Consider the following 241-nt stretch of genomic DNA (forward strand, 5'->3'; position numbering starts at 1 on the left):
CGAGACCATATTCCACCGTGGCGGGACAGTGACTGAATGTGCCCGCGGCAATTTGTCCATCCTGAAGGACGGGGTATTCATATCACACCCCAATGATAATCTCATACTGATGGGAATCTCCAAGACCCATATGATACAGGCCTGTTACCGTCTGGGAATCCAGGTAATGGAACGTGCGTTTACCCTGTGCGAACTGATGGAAACAGATGAAGTGATTGTTACATCCTCATCTAATTTCTGT

1 protein-coding gene is annotated in these 241 nt (G+C 47.7%); it reads left to right on the plus strand.

Features of this window, described 5'->3' with window-relative positions; translation table 11 throughout:
* Positions 1-241 (plus strand): aminotransferase class IV (locus LK536_RS59020; protein ID WP_506092362.1); only part of this gene is annotated, 241 nt, incomplete at both ends.

It is taken from the genome of Clostridium pacaense (genome assembly GCF_020709765.2).
Lineage (GTDB): Bacteria > Bacillota > Clostridia > Lachnospirales > Lachnospiraceae > Enterocloster > Enterocloster hominis.